We start from the raw sequence: 15405 nt of genomic DNA, 5'->3' as shown, positions 1-15405 counted from the left end.
TAATATCTATTTTCTACCCGTTTTATACAGAATGCATCCGTCAACGAAAGAACCTGCCTATGCGCACTATCCTGCTGTCCACCATCCTGCTGGCCATCCTGAGCCAGGCACCCATCGCTTTTCCTGCGGAGCCGGATTCGCTGAGCGAGGCCGAACCGGCCTGGAGCGGCGGCGTCGAGATGACAGGGACCAACAACTATCTTTGGCGCGGCATGACCGTCAATGAGGCGGCGATCTTGCAGCCTAACGTCTGGATCACCCGTAAAAACATCACCCTCTCCCTGTGGAGTTCCTGGTCGCTCAGTACCCCAAAGGATGATATCAAACGGCCGGAAATCGATGCCGCACTCACCTACGCGTTTGCCTGGCAAAACTTCGCGTTCGAGACCTATTTCAACTATTACCACTACATCAATCAACCGGATGCCCCCAGCACCGGCGAACTGGCCTGCATCGTCGGTTATCCGGTCGGGATCCTGACCCTGAAAGCCGGGTTTATGTACGACATCGTAGAATATACCGGCGCCCTCTATACCCAGGAAGGCGTGGAGATCGAAAAGGAGCTCACTGATCAGGTCAGTGCCTCCGGCGCCCTGATGCTTGGCGCCGGCTCGGCCAAGTTCAACGACGCCTACTTCGGCCTAAGCAAGGCCACGGCCAGTCTGCTCTCCATCGATGGCCGGTTGACCTGGACCCTTCCTACCGGCCTTTATCTCCAGCCCTGGTTTCAGTATAACCGGACCCTCAACCATGAGCTGAAACCCTACCTCAAGAACCACACCAGCAGCTTTGGCCTGACCGCCGGCAAGGAGTTCTGATGACCCCCCTGGATCGCACAAAAGGTTCCGCAATTGGAGTACCCCTCCGCGGGTATTCATGGAGGAATTAGCGCTAGAATGGCCGAGTTTCTCGAGATCGTTAACGTATCCAAACATTTCGGCAGCCTTTGCGCGGTAGATGGCGTCTCCCTTTCGATCCGCAAAGGCGAATTTTTTTCCCTGCTGGGCCCCAGCGGCTGCGGCAAGACCACCCTGTTGCGGATGCTGGCCGGCTTTGAGCAGCCCGATACCGGACACCTCCTCCTCGCTGATGAGGAGATCACACCCTTACCACCCAACAAACGCAAGGTCAATACCATCTTCCAGAGCTACGCCCTCTTTCCCCATCTGACGGTGCGCCAAAACATCGCCTTCGGCCTCCAGGTGCAAAAACTGCCCAGGACGGAGATCGAGGCCGAGGTCGATAAGATGCTTGCCCTAGTGCAGCTCGAGGCCGAAGCAAACAAAAAACCGGCACAAATCAGCGGCGGCCAAAAACAGCGGGTGGCTGTGGCGCGCGCCCTGATCATGAAACCCCAGGTGCTGCTCCTTGACGAGCCACTGGCTGCCCTCGACCTCAAACTGCGCCAAAAAATGCTCCTTGAACTCGACATCATCCACGATGAAGTGGGCATCACTTTCGTTTATGTCACCCATGATCAGAGCGAGGCGATGAGCCTCAGCGACCGCATCGCGGTGATGAACCACGGCCGCATCGAGCAAATCGGCACACCGGCGGAGATTTACGAAGCCCCGCGCAGCAGCTTCGTCGCCGCTTTTATCGGCGATACCAACTTTTTCGAAGGCGAGGCCTGCGAGCTGGTCAGCAAGGAATACAGCCGCCTCAAGATCGAGGGATTTCCCGACCTGGTCTGCTTCAACGATAAAAAGATCTCGGCCGGCAACCCGGTCTACCTCAGCATCCGCCCGGAAAAGTTTGGCATAGGAAGGACCAAACCGGTCTTGGGCCCGAACCATAATATCGTTCCCGGCCAGGTGGAGGATGTCATCTACCTCGGAGGCCTGACCAAATACTGGGTCCGCGTCGATGAGTACAAGATCGCCATCTATCAGCAGCATAACCGTTTTTATCTGGACGAAGAACCGATCCGCTGGAATGACGCCGTCTGGATCTGGTGGCATGCAGATGACGGATTCATGCTGGAACGGTACAGTGAAGCGGACGAGGAACTCATGAGTCTGCCGCCGGAGAGTGTCGGAGAAGAAGGGGCCGCGGGATGACCAGACTCCGCCGCCTATCCGAGGGGCTGGTAACGGCGCCGAGCTTTGCCTGGCTCACCCTGCTCTTCCTTATCCCGACCCTGATCGTCTTCGCCATCCTCTTCAAGCCCGCCGATCCCTATGGCGGTATCGGCACAGGCTGGACGCTGGAGACACTTCGCAGCCTCGGCAATCCCAACTACCCCGCCATCATCTGGCGCACCCTTTGGCTCAGCATCCTCACCACCGCCTTTTGCCTCCTTCTCGCCCTGCCGACCGGCTACTACATGGCGCGGGTCAACAAAAAGTGGCATAATACCCTTCTGTTGCTGGTGGTCACCCCGTTCATGACCAGCTTCCTGGTGCGTATTTTCGCTTGGAAGACGTTGCTTCACCCCGAGGGCTTGATCAAGCAGGCGCTGGTTTTTCTGGGCGTCGTGCAGCCGGAAGCCACACTGCTCTATACACCGGAGGCAGTGCTGCTGGTCATGGTCTATACCGAGCTGCCCTTCGCCATTTTGCCGATCTTTACCGCTGCGGAGAAGTTTGATTTCAACCTGGTGGAGGCGGCGCGCGACCTGGGTGCCGGGCCGTTGACGGCCTTTTTCCGCATTTTCGTGCCGGGCATCAGCCGCGCCATCGCCACCGCCATTCTGGTCGTCCTGATTCCCGCTCTGGGCTCCTACGTCATCCCGGATGTGGTCGGCGGGCCCAACAGCGAGATGATCGGCAACAAGATCGCCCAGCGCGCCTTCGTCGACCGCAATCTGCCCCACGCCAGCGGTCTGGCAGCGATCCTGACCCTGACGGTACTGCTGCCTCTGATCATCTCGCTCATCATGCAGACCCGCAGCGCCGAAAAACGCCCCCCCATCATCCAGGAGAAGGCATGAAAAGCAGTCGCCTTCCCTTTTTCGTGACCCTTGGGGTCCTTGTTTTCTTCTATCTGCCGATCGTGGTGCTGATCGTCAATTCGTTCAACGCCGCGGCCTATGGCGGCCACTGGGGCGGTTTTTCGCTGCGCTGGTACATCAAGCTGATGGGGCAGCATGATATCCTGATGGCGCTCGAGAACACCGCTATCATCGCCGCTACCGCGACCCTGCTCTCCTGCCTGCTTGGCACCACCGCGGCCTTCGCCCTGCATTATTACAAGTCGGCGCTGCAGCGTTTCCATTTCGTCCTGATCTATACACCCCTAGTGGTCCCGGAAATCCTTATGGGCATGAGCCTTCTACTCGCATTCGTTGCCCTGGGCGTCAAACTCGGACTCTTCACCATTTTTCTCGCTCACGTCACCTTCTGCATCAGCTATGTGACCATGGTGGTATTGGCACGGTTGCAGGACTTTGATATGGCCGTTATAGAGGCGGCGCAGGATCTGGGTGCCAATTGGTGGGTCACCACGTGGCGGGTGTTGGCGCCGATGCTGGCGCCGGGCATCGCCTCCGGCGCTCTGCTCGCGTTGACCCTTTCGTTCGATGATTTTGTCATATCGTTCTTCGTTGCCGGACCCGGATCGACCACCCTCCCGATTCGCATTTACAGCATGATTAAATTCGGCTCGCCGGCCGTGCTCAACGCGCTCTCGACGATCCTGCTGGCGGTGACCTTCACGCTGGTCTGGGCAAGTCAGAGACTTACCTCTAACAAGGACGTGGTCAGATGAAAAAAAGCACACTCCTCGTGGCGGCTCTTGTCGGACTTGCCCTCCTGGCAGGCTGCAAATCTGCAAGCACCGACCTCCATCTCTACACGTGGGCTGATTACATCAAACCGGAGCTGGTACAGCAATTTGAACAAACGAACGGCTGCAAGATCATCATCGACACCTTTGACAGCAACGAAGGAATGTACGCCAAGCTCAAAGCGGGCGCAACCGGCTATGACCTCATCACCCCCAGCTCCTACATGGCCAAAATAATGTACGGACAGGAGATGCTGCAGCCGCTGGATCACGCCCGGCTCCCCAACCTTGCCAACATCGATCCCGACTATCTCAGGATCGCCATCGATCCCGGAATGAAATACAGCGTCCCTTACATGATCACCTATACCGGGATCGGGTACCTCAAGGACCGGGTTGTCGACATCCAACCCACCTGGAAAATGTTCGAGCGTCCGGATCTCAAAGGCCGCATGACGATGCTCAACGATATGCGCGAGACCATCGGCGCCGCCCTGAAGTACCTTGGCTACAGCCTCAACAGTGTCGATGATACCCAGCTGGCCGCCGCCAGGGCCGTAGTCATCGGCTGGAAAAAGAATCTGGCCAAATTCGAAAATGAACAGTACAAGACCGGCCTGGCCTCGGGCGAGTTCCATCTGGTTCATGGCTACAGCGGCGACATTCTCAAGGTCAAGGAGGAAAACGAACAGGTCGAATTTGTGCTGCCCGCCGAGGGCTTTTCGCTGGCATCCGACGATCTGGTCATCCCCCGGGCAGCCAAAAATGTCAACCTCTCCTACAAGTTTATCAATTTTCTGCACCAGCCGGAGGTGGCCGCCGCCAATACCGAGTTCATCACCTATCTCTGCCCCAACAGTGCAAGCTATGGCCTGCTGAGCGAGGAAATCAAGGCCAATCCGGGAATTTTTCCCGATGCGGCCACCCGCGCCCGCGGCGAGGTGATTCAGGATCTGGGTGCAAACAACCAGAAATATATCAAGATCTGGGACGAGATCAAGGCCGCAGGGGAGTGACCCCCGGCGGCGGATCTCCGTCCGGGCTGCAGCTGCACGCCGGTTAAGGCCCGTCCGGACCGGGGGATCATTGTGAACTCCATCCTGTCAGGAGGACATCTGAATTGGAAAGAATCAACCATTTCATCCCGAAGCGCATGTTTTTCACCAAAGGCGTCGGCTATCATAAGAACAAACTGCAAAGCTTCGAGCTGGCACTGCGCGATGCGGACATTGAAATCTGCAACCTGGTGACCGTTTCCTCCATTTTCCCGCCGGACTGCAAGATCATCACCCGCTCCCAGGGCATCAAACTGCTTTCGCCGGGGCAGATCACCTTTGTCGTCATGGCGCGCGAGGCCACCTGCGAGCCGAACCGCCTGGTCTCGGCCGCCATCGGCCTGGCCACACCCAAGGACACCAACCAGTATGGCTATCTCAGCGAGCACCATGCCTTCGGCGAGACCATGAAAAAATCGGCCGATTTCGCTGAAGATCTCGCTGCGACCATGCTCGCCTCCACCCTCGGCATCGAACTCGATCCCGAAGTGGCTTGGGACGAACGCAAAAAAGAGTACAAGGTCGACCAGAAGAACCACTTCGTCAGCCGCAGCATCTGCCAGTCGGCCGAAGGGCACAAGGACGGCCTCTGGACCACCGTGGTTGCCTGCGCAGTCCTGATTCTGGAATAGCAGCCTTATCTCGGGTGTTGAATAGAAATGGCGCCTCCACCGGACAGGATCCGGTGTGCGCCATTTCCGTTTGCACTGATCTGGAAGCTTTTCTCCCTATCGTTTAAGGAGCCTATGCACCCGAACACTACCTCCTATTTCCATGACGCGCCGGATATCATCCCGGCCCGCACCAAACGCCGGCAGTCCATCCCCGAGTTGGTCGATGCCATGGGCGCCACCTCCTTCGAAGCGCGCAACCTTTATCGCGGCGCCCATCTCTTCAAGCGCATGATCAGCGATGGCGACACCATCTGGCTCGGCATTGCCGGCGCCGGGATCGCCGGCGGCATGGGCGGACTGGTTCTTTCCCTCCTCGAAGCCGGATTCATCGACATCATCTGCTCGACTGGCGCCCAGGTCTACCATGACCTCCATTTCGCTTTCGGCCTGCCGGTCAAGGCGATCAGCCCCCAAGCCGATGACGATGCCCTGCGCGCCGCCGGCGACACCCGCATCTACGATGTCGGCATCCGCGAAAAGGAGACCCTTGAGGCCCAGGACGAGATCATCCGCCATTTCGTGGTCGAACGCTACAGCCGCCTCAAAGGCAAAACCCTGAGCAGCTGGGAATTCAATTACGAGATGGGGCTCTGGGTCGCCGAGACCGCCCCCCATCCTGAACTCAGTTTCGTCGCCGTCGCCGCCCAGGCTGGCGTGCCGATCTTCTGGGATTCGCTCTCCAACCACTCCATCGCTATGAACCTCACCCGCACCGACCGCGAGGGCTATCCGGTCGCGCTCTCCGGCCAGAGGGACATCTTCGATTCGGCCGCCATCAGTTTTAGCGCCAATGGTACCGGCTTTGTCGAGCTGGGCGGCGGCGGTCCCAAGAACTTCATCCAGCAAACCGGACCGACCATCAGCCAGATCCTCGGCGTCGATTTCGAGGGGGCCGACCGCGGCCTGCAGATCGGCACCGCCGTGGAGCGCGAGGGCAGCCTCTCCTCCTGCACCTTCAGCGAGGCGGTAACCTGGGGCAAATATCGCTCGACCGGCGACGACAAACTGGTGCAGATCTGGGGCGAGTATAGTATCATCTTTCCGATCCTGGTCAGTTTTGTCCTCGACCAGTGCCCGGACCGCCCGCAAAAAAACATCGTCGGGCAAATGCCCGCTTTCATCGAGACCCTGGCAGGCGCACAATGAAGCCGAACGAGCATCCCTTTCTCGCACCGGAGCCGGAGTTCTGCGCGTATTCTAGTGCAGCGGCGGTGATTTTGCCCTTCCCCTACGAGGGCGGCGTATCCTACGGTCACGGCACCGCGGCCGCACCCCGGGCCATCCTCGAAGCTTCGGCCTATGTTGAGTTCTACGACGAGGTCCTCAAAGCCGAACCCTACCGCATGGGCATCGCCACCGTGGCCGCTCCGCAAATCCCCGCTCAGCCGGAGGGGATGATCCAGACCCTCTATGAAACCACACAGGCGTTGCTCAACGACCAAAAGTTCGTGGTGGTGCTCGGCGGCGACCATTCGATCTCGAGCGGCTATTTCAAAGCCCTGCTTGAAAAGCACGGCCGTCTCTCCTGCATCCAGCTCGACGCCCACTCTGACCTGCGCGAGGAGTACGAAGGCAACCGGCTCAGCCACGCCAGTGTCATGGCCCGCATCCGCGAGATGACCCCGCACGCCCTCCAGCTCGGCATCCGCGCCCAGTGCCTCGAGGAGGCGCTGGCGATCGCCGCAAACCACTGGCCGGTTTGCACCATGCACGATTTCCGTAAGGGGGTGTTCGATGTGGAGGCGGCCATTGCCACCCTGCCCGATCCGGTCTTCATAACCGTCGATGTCGATGCCTTCGATCTCAGCATCATCCATACCACCGGCACCCCTGAACCAGGGGGTTTCACCTGGGATGAGGCTCTTGACTTGCTGGAAAAGATTTTCATGCGGAAAAATGTGGTGGGATTCGATCTGGTCGAACTCGCCTACGATGAAAACGACCGCAATTCGGCCTTTTGCACCGCAAGGCTTGCCTACAAAATGCTCGGCTTAAAGCTCGCCGCTGAAGTGGCGCGGGGAAAACTAAGCTGGCCGAAAAAACCGGCCGGAGCGATTCTTGAATCCTGAAGTTATCTCACGCAGAAGCTTGAGGCCATAAAGGAAAACGGCCCGGGGCGCGACACTTTCGCCTTGAAACAGGCAAATCCCCCCTCAAGGACCTTCACCTCATCGACGCTCAAGGTCGCTTCTTTCATCGACTGGTCGTAATGCGGCCTGGCTTTGATGACACCCCCTAAAAAAGTACAATCGGTGACGAGGCCGATATGCGCCACCCCCAGCACGCCATCATCCTCCAGTATCAAGCCGCAGAGTTCTGCTGACAGATTACACCCAGACCCCCACCTCGGCGATAGCATAGACCATCGGATCCTGCTGTTCCGCCAGAATACGCTTCAGGGTATCTGCCTGGGCGCCGCCACTGGTTTTCGGTGCTGCCGAACCGCTCGATCCCATTACGCCAGAGATTCGCGATCCTGCCCCCTGGCCGAAAAGCAAGGTAACGCCTGCCAGTAGCATTCCTGCAGCCATACGCATTTTTTCATCGCTTGCCCTTTCCGGTAGTTGTCCCGATTCCATACCGGCACAGGATTGCATGAACCTCGTCGATTGGCAAGGCCTCGACCGAGACCTCCGCTCCCGATTGATTGCTCGCCCGCAGCAGTGAATTATAGATGGCTTCGACGGTGGCATCGACGGCCGCTTCAAAGAGCGGATTCATCTCCGCGTTACCCAGTTCAGCCGCCCACGGCGCATTCCCCGCGGCAGGACGCCGCACGCCGGGATGGGTCGAGAAGGCGATCACATAGTCGCCGGAACCATTCGAGGCAAAGCCGCCGGTCCGGCCGATGCCAAGGAGAGCGCGTGCGGCGAGGCGTTTGAGATTGCGGTCGGAGAGCGGGGCATCGGTCGCGATCACGACGACGATCGAGCCGTCACCGGTTTTATTGATATGGGGATGGACTCCGCTGCGACCGAGCTCCCGGCCCACCGGTGCCCCTTCTATGCGCAGGTCCTGCCAGCGCCCGAAATTGGACTGAACCAGCACCCCCACCCGCCAAGGCCCCTCCACCAGCAGGCGCGAGCTGGTGCCGATGCCTCCCTTCCATTGAAAGGCCACCGTGCCGGTCCCGGCCCCGACCGAACCCTCCGCCACCGGTCCCTCCGCTGCAGCAGCCAGGGCATTGAGGAGGTCCTGCTGCGTAACCGCCGTGGTGCGGATGGCGTTTAGAGAGCCATCGTTGGTTTCGGCGACCACCGGGTTGATCGAGCGCACCATCTCCATGCCCGGAAGATGGAGCATCCATTGGGCCAGTCCATCCGCCACACGCCAGACCGCGAGAGTATTGGTGAGCGCGATGGGGGTTTCTAACTCACCAAGTTCGGCGATCTGGGTATAACCAACCAGTTTGCCATAGCCATTGCCGACCACCACCGCTGCGGGCACACGACTCTGATAGAGATTGCCTGCATGCGGCAGGATCACCGTCACCCCGGTGTGCACCGAATCCCCGCGGATGAGGGTGATCTGGCCGACCCGCACCCCGGCTACATCCGTGATCGCATTGAGGGGACCGGGGTCAAGCGCCCCAACGACGATGCCGAGATCGCGGGCTCGCGGGCGTTCTCCGGCAGAGGCGGGGACAGAGAGGCCAGCGACGAGCACGAGAAGCATCGGTAAAAGCCGGAAATGCATCCCTGAACTCCTGATCGTTAAAAGCTGCACTGCATGCAGCGGCAAGATGGATTATTTCTCGGTACAGAAGGGCGAGGCCGGCAGTCCTGCCGCATTGCAGAGATTGGCCCCCAGCGGATTATCCGCCCAGGCGTAACGCACGGCAGCCGGACGGGCGATGGAGTCGTTCCAGACCACAACCTTGTCCCCCCGGATCTCGGCTTTCGCCCAGAGGTAATGGCCGTCGGCGCCGGCGATGGCAAAGGCCCCCGGTGCTCCTCCGCCCCGGGCCACCAAACCGCCGTCTGCGTGATCAAAAGAGAGCACGATCCGGTTCCCCCGGATCTTCATCGAGCGGTAGAGCGGTCCGGACCAGACCAGTTTTTTCTCTCCATAGGCGATCCGCCGTGCCGCCAGGGCAAGGCGTCTGCCGACCTCCTCCTTGTTGAGGGGGTGGATGTCATTCCACTCGCCGATATCGATCGCCACCGCCATCCCGGTCCGGGTGACGGCGAGGCTCCGGAACTGCGCTTCCCGGAGTTCGGCCCAGCGGCTCTCGGAGGGGTCGGAGCGGGGCTCCATGAAGTTGGGCAGCTGGACGAAGAGAAAAGGAAAGTCGCCCTGCCGCCAATGATTCCGCCAGTCGGCGATCAGCGCCGGAAAGAGCGTCCGGTATTCCTGCGGCCGGGAGGTATTGGCCTCGCCCTGATACCAGATCACCCCCTTGATGGCATAGGGGAGCAGTGGGGCGATCATGCCGTTGAAAAGGCCTAAGGGTTTCCACTGAAAAAAAGTTGGATCGGGGAGGGGCTTCTCCATAACCGCACCCACCTGGTAATGCCACTGGCCCTTGAGATCGATGGTGGCGCCGCCGGCCACCAGCTCATAGGATTTGTCGGTTACAAAGCCGCCGCGGCCGATCTTGCTGACGACGCGGACGACCAGGGTGTTGCTTCCGGCCCTGAGCAAACGGGCGGGCACCGTATAGCGGCGGGGCGGATATTGATACGAAGTCGTCCCCACAAAAGTCCCGTTGAGGTAAACCGAATCGCTGTCGACGATCCGTCCAAGGTAGAGCTTCGCCGGTTGTCCCGCAAGGGAGTCGGGCAGGGTGAATTCCCGTCTGAACCAGACCACGCCATTGATCGGCCCCAGGCCGGCATCCGCCCAGTAGCCCGGCAGGGTCATGACCGGCCAGGACGAGGAATCGCATCGGGGATCGGACCACGGCCGCTCCCCAGCAAATCCCTGATCGCGCTGCAGCAGCGCAGCGTACCAGCTGTCATTGTAATTCTGCTCCTTCTCACGGATGCCCTGGAGGTAGCCCTCCTCCGCGCATTGCCTGGCAGCGGCCAGATGATCCGGGAAGGCCCGCAGCCCCTCCGCGCTCATCCAGGCCTCGGCCGGCGAACCGCCGACGCTGGCATGGATCAGGCCTATGGGCACATGATAGCGGTTGAAGAGCTCGAGCGCGAAGAAATACCCGGTGGCGGTGAAATTGAGGACGGTTTGGGGCGTAGCAGCCTCCCAGCGGCCGGAGGGCAGATCGTTCTGCGGATTCCTGAAATCGTAGACCATCGGCACAAAAAAGTGGCGGATGGCAGGATTGTCCGCGCGGGCGATCACCTCGGGGTAACGTTCCTTGACCCTTTCCATCGGCAGCGCCATATTGGACTGCCCGGAACAGATCCAGACATCGCCGGCCAGAATGTCCTTGAGAAAGATCCGGTTGCCGGCTGCGATCTCCATGGTATAAGGCCCGCCGGCCGGCAGCGGCGGCAGGTTCACCTGCCACCGGCCCTCTTGATCCGCCTTCGCAGCGAAAGACCGGCCTGTAAAACCCAGAGTCACGGCTTCACCGGGGTCGGCCCAGCCCCAGAGGTGCAGGGGCACGCCGCGCTGCAGGACCATTCCGTCTCCGACGAGCCGCGGCAGGCGTACTTCCGCCGAAACTGGCAGCACAAAGCGCAAAAAGAATAAAAGGAACAGCAGGGGTGCTTTACGAACAGGCTTCATGGTTTGGTTCTCCAGAAAAGGGGATAACCCTCTAGTATACGAAACCGGGGTGTTTCAAGCAAGCGGATTCCTGCATTCCGGCGGGAACCAGAGGGGCGGGGTGTCAAAACCGGGGCGTTGCAAGCATGCAGATTCCTGTGTCCCGGTGGGAGCAGAGGGTGGCGCTTTGCCGTGCAAGAGGTGGGGGGATTTATTTTTTCTTGCTTCTTACAGCTGGAATATCTATTTTTTTGCTCAATTAATCAGCGATTCCCTCCTGAAATTCATCTGCTTCAGCTTCCGAAGGAGATGTTCTGTGTTATTCAATTTCAGCATGGTCATCATGTTCCTCTTGCTCGGCGCGGCCTTTGTGCTGATCGCTATGGAGCTGGGCCGCTGGATCCGCCCCCGGCGCATGGGCAAGAACCGCAATACCACCTATGAATGTGGCGAAGTGCCCATCGGTAGCGGCTGGTACAACTTTAATCCGCGCTTTTACATGCTCGCCCTGGTCTTTCTAATCTTCGACGTCGAGGTGGTTCTGACCTATCCGGTGGTCACCGTGCTGCGCGAATGGGCCGGGCTGGGCAAGGGCTGGATAGCCTTCATCGAGATCCTCCTTTTCGTCGTCATCCTGGTCGCCGGCCTGGCCTTTCTGTGGAAGAGGGGCGACCTCGAATGGATCAAGAAAATCGAAAGCCGTTAGGAGTCCCCATGGAGCCTCTGATTTGGGATGCGGGTTTTGCCATCCCCACCAGAATCGATGATCTGATCAATCTGCCGCGCAAGAACTCGCTCTGGTACCTGCTCTTCGCCACCGCCTGCTGCGGGATCGAGCTGATGCAGACCGGCGGCCCGCGCACCGATCTGGACCGCTTCGGCATGGTCTTCCGCGCCACGCCGCGCCAGGTCGATTTGCTGCTGATCGCCGGTTCGATCACTTACAAGATGGCGGAGGATGTCCGCCGTCTCTATGACCAGATGCCCGAGCCCAAATACGTCCTGGCGATGGGCTCCTGCGCCAACTGCGGCGGCCTCTTTTCGCGGGGTTACTCAGTCGTCAAAGGCATCGACAAGGTCATCCCGGTCGATGTCTATCTGCCGGGCTGCCCGCCACGTCCCGAGGCCCTGAACCACGCCATGATGACCATACAGAACCGTATCCGTAAAGATCACTGGGCGCAACGCATGTTCAATGAAGCGGAGGCCATCGCCAAATGACGCCAAACGAGATCCTTTCGGCCTTACAGAGCCGGTTCCCCGACATCCCCTTTGAGTTGCAACAGGGTCAGGCTGGCGATCCCTGGATCCTCACACCGGCCGGCCAGATCATCCCCACTCTCGACTATCTCAAATCCACACATGGCTTCATTTATCTCTCCTGTCTCGGCGGTATTGATTATACCACCGGCCTGGGCATCGTCTATGTGATCCGCTCCTTCGAGAAAAAGTGCGAGGTCACCCTCAAGGTGCTGCTGCCCTATGATCAGCCGGAGGTTGCCTCCGCCCATGCCCTTTATGGCAATGCTAACTTTTTCGAACGCGAGGTCTGGGACCTTTTCGGCATTCGTTTCACCGGTCACCCCAACCTCACCCGTATCATGCTGCCAGACGACTGGGTGGGTCATCCCCTGCGCAAGGACTATGTCGAGGCCCCGGATTATCACGGCATCCCGACGACCCGGCCGAACAGCCATGCGCTGCTGAATCCGCTTTACCCGGCCAAACCCGAGCCGGAACCCGGCCCCGCCCCGGAAGGAGCCTGAAAGGCTTCCCGGCACTTCACCGCGTCGGTTAAGGCCCTGTTTCCGGCACGACAGTAAATAGCAGTGTATAATTCAGGACAAGAGCCCCATGAAAGGTACAGCGGAATCCCTGCAGCACGACACCACCATTGTCAATATGGGACCTCAGCATCCCTCCACCCACGGCGTCCTCAATCTCACCCTGACCCTTCGCGGCGAGATCATCGAAAAGGCCGAGCCGAAGGTGGGCTTTCTCCATCGCGCCATTGAAAAGATCGCTGAATCGACCCAATACGTCGGGTTCATCCCCTATACCGATCGCGTCGACTATCTCTCGGCCATGTTCGGCAACCAGTGCTACTGCATGGCGGTGGAAAAACTGCTCGGCATCGAGGTGCCGCGCCGCGCCGAATACATGCGCGTCGTCGCCTGCGAACTCAACCGCATCATCAACCATCTCATCGCCTGCGGCACCTTCGCCATGGATCTCGGCGCCTTCACCCCCTTCCTGCATGGCATGCGTGAGCGCGAGATGGTCAACGACATGATGGAGAAGATCTGCGGCGCCCGCCTCAACTATAACTATATGCGCTTCGGCGGGGTCTCGCGCGACTGGGTGCCGGGCTTGGACAAGGAAATCCTCGCCTTCCTCGACCGCTTCGAGACCTTCCTCCCCGAATTCAACCGCCTGATCACTGGCAACGAGATCTTTGTCAAACGACTCGTGCACGTCGTGCCGATCTCAGCAGAACAGGCGATCAAGTATGGCCTGGGAGGCCCGAATCTACGCGCCTCCGGGGTCGATTTCGATCTGCGCCGCGACTATCCCTACAGCGTTTATCCCGAATTCCAATTCCGGGTCATCACCGGAAAAGGCTACCGCGGCGAGACCGGCGACACCTTCTCACGTTATATGGTACGCCTTGACGAAATGGTCGAGTCGGCGAAAATCGTCCGTCAGGCGGTCGAAGGCATCCCTGAAGGAGAGTATCTGGCCAAGGTACCGCGCAACCCCGTGGTGCCCGCCGGAGAAGTCTATACCCATGTCGAGAGCACTCGCGGCGAGATGGGCTTTTACCTGATCAGCGACGGCACCGACAAGCCCTTTCGCTGCAAGATCAGGACCAGCTCCTTCTGCGCCATGGCGGTGATTCCCGAAGTGATCCCCGGCTTTATGGTGGCTGATCTCACGGCCTTTTTCGGCAGCCTCGATGTGGTCGCGCCCGAAGTGGATCGATAGATCGCGATCCGCCGCTGCTTGCATGCTGGATTAAAACAGAATGAGCCTATGAAAAACTGGTTTGACTCGCTGATCGCCAATTTCCAGCTCGATCCCTGGGTGATGACCCTCGCCCTGGGCTTCTGGCTGCTCATCGTCGCCGCGTTTGTGCTGGTCTTCATGGCCAGCTTCGCGGGCATCACCTCCTGGCTCGAGCGCCGCATTGCCGGGCGCATGCAGTCGCGCATCGGTCCCAACCGGGTTGGCCTTGTCGGCTTCTGGCAGTGGTTGGCCGACGGCCTGAAATCCTTTCTCAAAGAGGATGTCATCCCCGACGCGGCCGACCGGACCCTCTTCAAAATGGCGCCCTATCTGGTCTTTCCCGGGGGTTTTGCCGCCTTTGCCGCCCTGCCCTGGGGGTACGGCATCATCGCCAGCAACATCGATATCGGCATTTTCTACATCACCGCCATCACCACCCTGGTGGTGCTGGGCATCCTCATGGCGGGTTGGTCGAGCAATAACAAATGGTCGCTGATCGGCGGGGTACGCTCTGCCTCGCAGATGATCTCCTACGAAATCCCGGCGGGTCTGGCCGTGCTCACGATAGTCGCCGTCGCCGGTACCCTCAACATGCAGGCCATCGTCGCCCTACAAGGCGGCTGGCCCTGGCAGTGGTTCTTCTTCAGTAATCCCTTCACCTTCATCGCCTTTTTCATCTTTTTCGCCTCCATCCTCGCCGAGGGCAACCGCACCCCCTTTGACCTTCCCGAGGCCGAAAGCGAACTGGTGGCGGGCTATTTGGTCGAATACTCCGGCATGCGCTTTCTCTTCTTCCTTTTCACCGAGTGGGCGAATGTCTGGACCATGTCGGCCCTGCTCACCACCCTTTTTCTCGGTGGCTGGCAGATCCCCGGCATCGCCGATCTTGGCGCGGTCATCGCCGCCGCACCTTTTGCGGGCAAGATCCTCTGGATCGCCGCCAGCATCGCGGTCTTTTTTATCAAGACCAGCGTTTTCGTCTTCATCGTCATCTGGGTGCGCTGGACCCTGCCGCGGTTGCGCGTGGACCAGTTGATGATCATGTGCTGGAAGTATTTCGTGCCGATCGGTTTTGTCTGCCTGCTCGGCTCGGCGCTCTTCGTCATCCTACCCCAGACCGGACTCTGGCATTGGATCTGGCTGGGCATGCGACTGGTGCTGACCGGACTCGGATTTGCCATCGCCATCGGCCTGATCTGGCGGGCCTTCTTCAACCTCCGCGCCATGAAGGACCAACTCTATATCAAAATTTGGGCATGATAGTCTTAACCTGG

General features: G+C 59.5%; 17 protein-coding genes. 13 read left to right on the top strand and 4 right to left on the bottom strand.

Annotated elements, in window-relative coordinates; genetic code table 11:
- Positions 1-59 precede the first annotated feature (59 nt).
- The 8 genes from PLH32_03640 to speB all read left to right on the top strand — a co-directional run bounded on the left by PLH32_03640 (position 60) and on the right by speB (position 7524).
- The gene (locus PLH32_03640) at positions 60-818 is read left to right on the top strand and encodes a hypothetical protein (GenBank protein ID HQJ63682.1); all 759 of its coding nucleotides are present in this window, start codon (positions 60-62) and stop codon (positions 816-818) included.
- A 78-nt stretch (positions 819-896) separates the two neighbouring features.
- Entirely contained in the window at positions 897-2060 is a 1164-nt protein-coding gene (locus PLH32_03635) for an ABC transporter ATP-binding protein (GenBank protein ID HQJ63681.1), read from the top strand.
- Entirely contained in the window at positions 2057-2932 is an 876-nt protein-coding gene (locus PLH32_03630) for an ABC transporter permease (protein HQJ63680.1), read from the top strand. The genes PLH32_03635 and PLH32_03630 overlap by 4 nt, the downstream gene beginning before the upstream one ends.
- Positions 2929-3708, top strand: coding sequence for an ABC transporter permease (locus tag PLH32_03625; protein HQJ63679.1), 780 nt, complete (start codon positions 2929-2931; stop codon positions 3706-3708). The genes PLH32_03630 and PLH32_03625 overlap by 4 nt, the downstream gene beginning before the upstream one ends.
- Complete coding sequence (locus tag PLH32_03620) at positions 3705-4742, top strand: spermidine/putrescine ABC transporter substrate-binding protein (protein HQJ63678.1); 1038 nt, start codon at positions 3705-3707, stop codon at positions 4740-4742. The genes PLH32_03625 and PLH32_03620 overlap by 4 nt, the downstream gene beginning before the upstream one ends.
- Before the next feature lie 137 nt (positions 4743-4879).
- The gene (locus PLH32_03615; protein HQJ63677.1) at positions 4880-5413 is read left to right on the top strand and encodes an arginine decarboxylase, pyruvoyl-dependent; all 534 of its coding nucleotides are present in this window, start codon (positions 4880-4882) and stop codon (positions 5411-5413) included.
- Between the two features lie 114 nt (positions 5414-5527).
- The gene (locus PLH32_03610) at positions 5528-6601 is read left to right on the top strand and encodes a deoxyhypusine synthase family protein (GenBank protein ID HQJ63676.1); all 1074 of its coding nucleotides are present in this window, start codon (positions 5528-5530) and stop codon (positions 6599-6601) included.
- Positions 6598-7524 (top strand): agmatinase, encoded by a 927-nt coding sequence (speB, locus tag PLH32_03605; protein HQJ63675.1) that lies wholly within the window; start codon positions 6598-6600, stop codon positions 7522-7524. Before PLH32_03610 ends, speB begins: the two co-directional genes overlap by 4 nt.
- Before the next feature lie 2 nt (positions 7525-7526).
- Here speB and PLH32_03600 read toward each other — a convergent pair whose 3' ends face one another.
- The 4 genes from PLH32_03600 to PLH32_03585 are packed head-to-tail and all read right to left on the bottom strand — an operon-like array spanning position 7527 to position 11146.
- Positions 7527-7760, bottom strand: a complete 234-nt coding sequence (locus PLH32_03600) for a hypothetical protein (GenBank protein HQJ63674.1) — start codon at positions 7758-7760, stop codon at positions 7527-7529.
- Between the two features lie 22 nt (positions 7761-7782).
- Positions 7783-7986, bottom strand: coding sequence for a hypothetical protein (locus PLH32_03595; protein ID HQJ63673.1), 204 nt, complete (start codon positions 7984-7986; stop codon positions 7783-7785).
- Positions 7987-7996: 10 nt separating this feature from the next.
- A complete protein-coding gene (locus PLH32_03590) occupies positions 7997-9151 on the bottom strand; it encodes a P1 family peptidase (GenBank protein HQJ63672.1) in 1155 nt (384 codons plus the stop codon).
- Between the two features lie 51 nt (positions 9152-9202).
- Complete coding sequence (locus PLH32_03585) at positions 9203-11146, bottom strand: sialate O-acetylesterase (protein ID HQJ63671.1); 1944 nt, start codon at positions 11144-11146, stop codon at positions 9203-9205.
- 295 nt (positions 11147-11441) lie between these two features.
- Between PLH32_03585 and PLH32_03580 the strand changes: the two genes are divergently transcribed.
- The 5 genes from PLH32_03580 (at position 11442) to nuoH (ending at position 15391) form a co-directional block, all read left to right on the top strand.
- Complete coding sequence (locus PLH32_03580; protein HQJ63670.1) at positions 11442-11831, top strand: NADH-quinone oxidoreductase subunit A; 390 nt, start codon at positions 11442-11444, stop codon at positions 11829-11831.
- 8 nt (positions 11832-11839) lie between these two features.
- Positions 11840-12346: an NADH-quinone oxidoreductase subunit B family protein gene (locus PLH32_03575; protein ID HQJ63669.1), complete on the top strand. Its 507-nt coding sequence runs from the start codon at positions 11840-11842 to the stop codon at positions 12344-12346.
- Positions 12343-12891 (top strand): NADH-quinone oxidoreductase subunit C, encoded by a 549-nt coding sequence (locus PLH32_03570; protein ID HQJ63668.1) that lies wholly within the window; start codon positions 12343-12345, stop codon positions 12889-12891. The genes PLH32_03575 and PLH32_03570 overlap by 4 nt, the downstream gene beginning before the upstream one ends.
- A gap of 88 nt (positions 12892-12979) precedes the next feature.
- On the top strand, positions 12980-14110 hold the full coding sequence (locus tag PLH32_03565; protein ID HQJ63667.1) for an NADH-quinone oxidoreductase subunit D: 1131 nt from the start codon (positions 12980-12982) through the stop codon (positions 14108-14110).
- A 48-nt stretch (positions 14111-14158) separates the two neighbouring features.
- The gene (gene nuoH, locus PLH32_03560; protein HQJ63666.1) at positions 14159-15391 is read left to right on the top strand and encodes an NADH-quinone oxidoreductase subunit NuoH; all 1233 of its coding nucleotides are present in this window, start codon (positions 14159-14161) and stop codon (positions 15389-15391) included.
- Positions 15392-15405 lie beyond the last annotated feature (14 nt).

This window comes from bacterium (genome assembly GCA_035419245.1).
GTDB lineage: Bacteria > Zhuqueibacterota > Zhuqueibacteria > Residuimicrobiales > Residuimicrobiaceae > JAKPUX01.
This window is presented reverse-complemented; position numbering and strand designations above follow the sequence as displayed.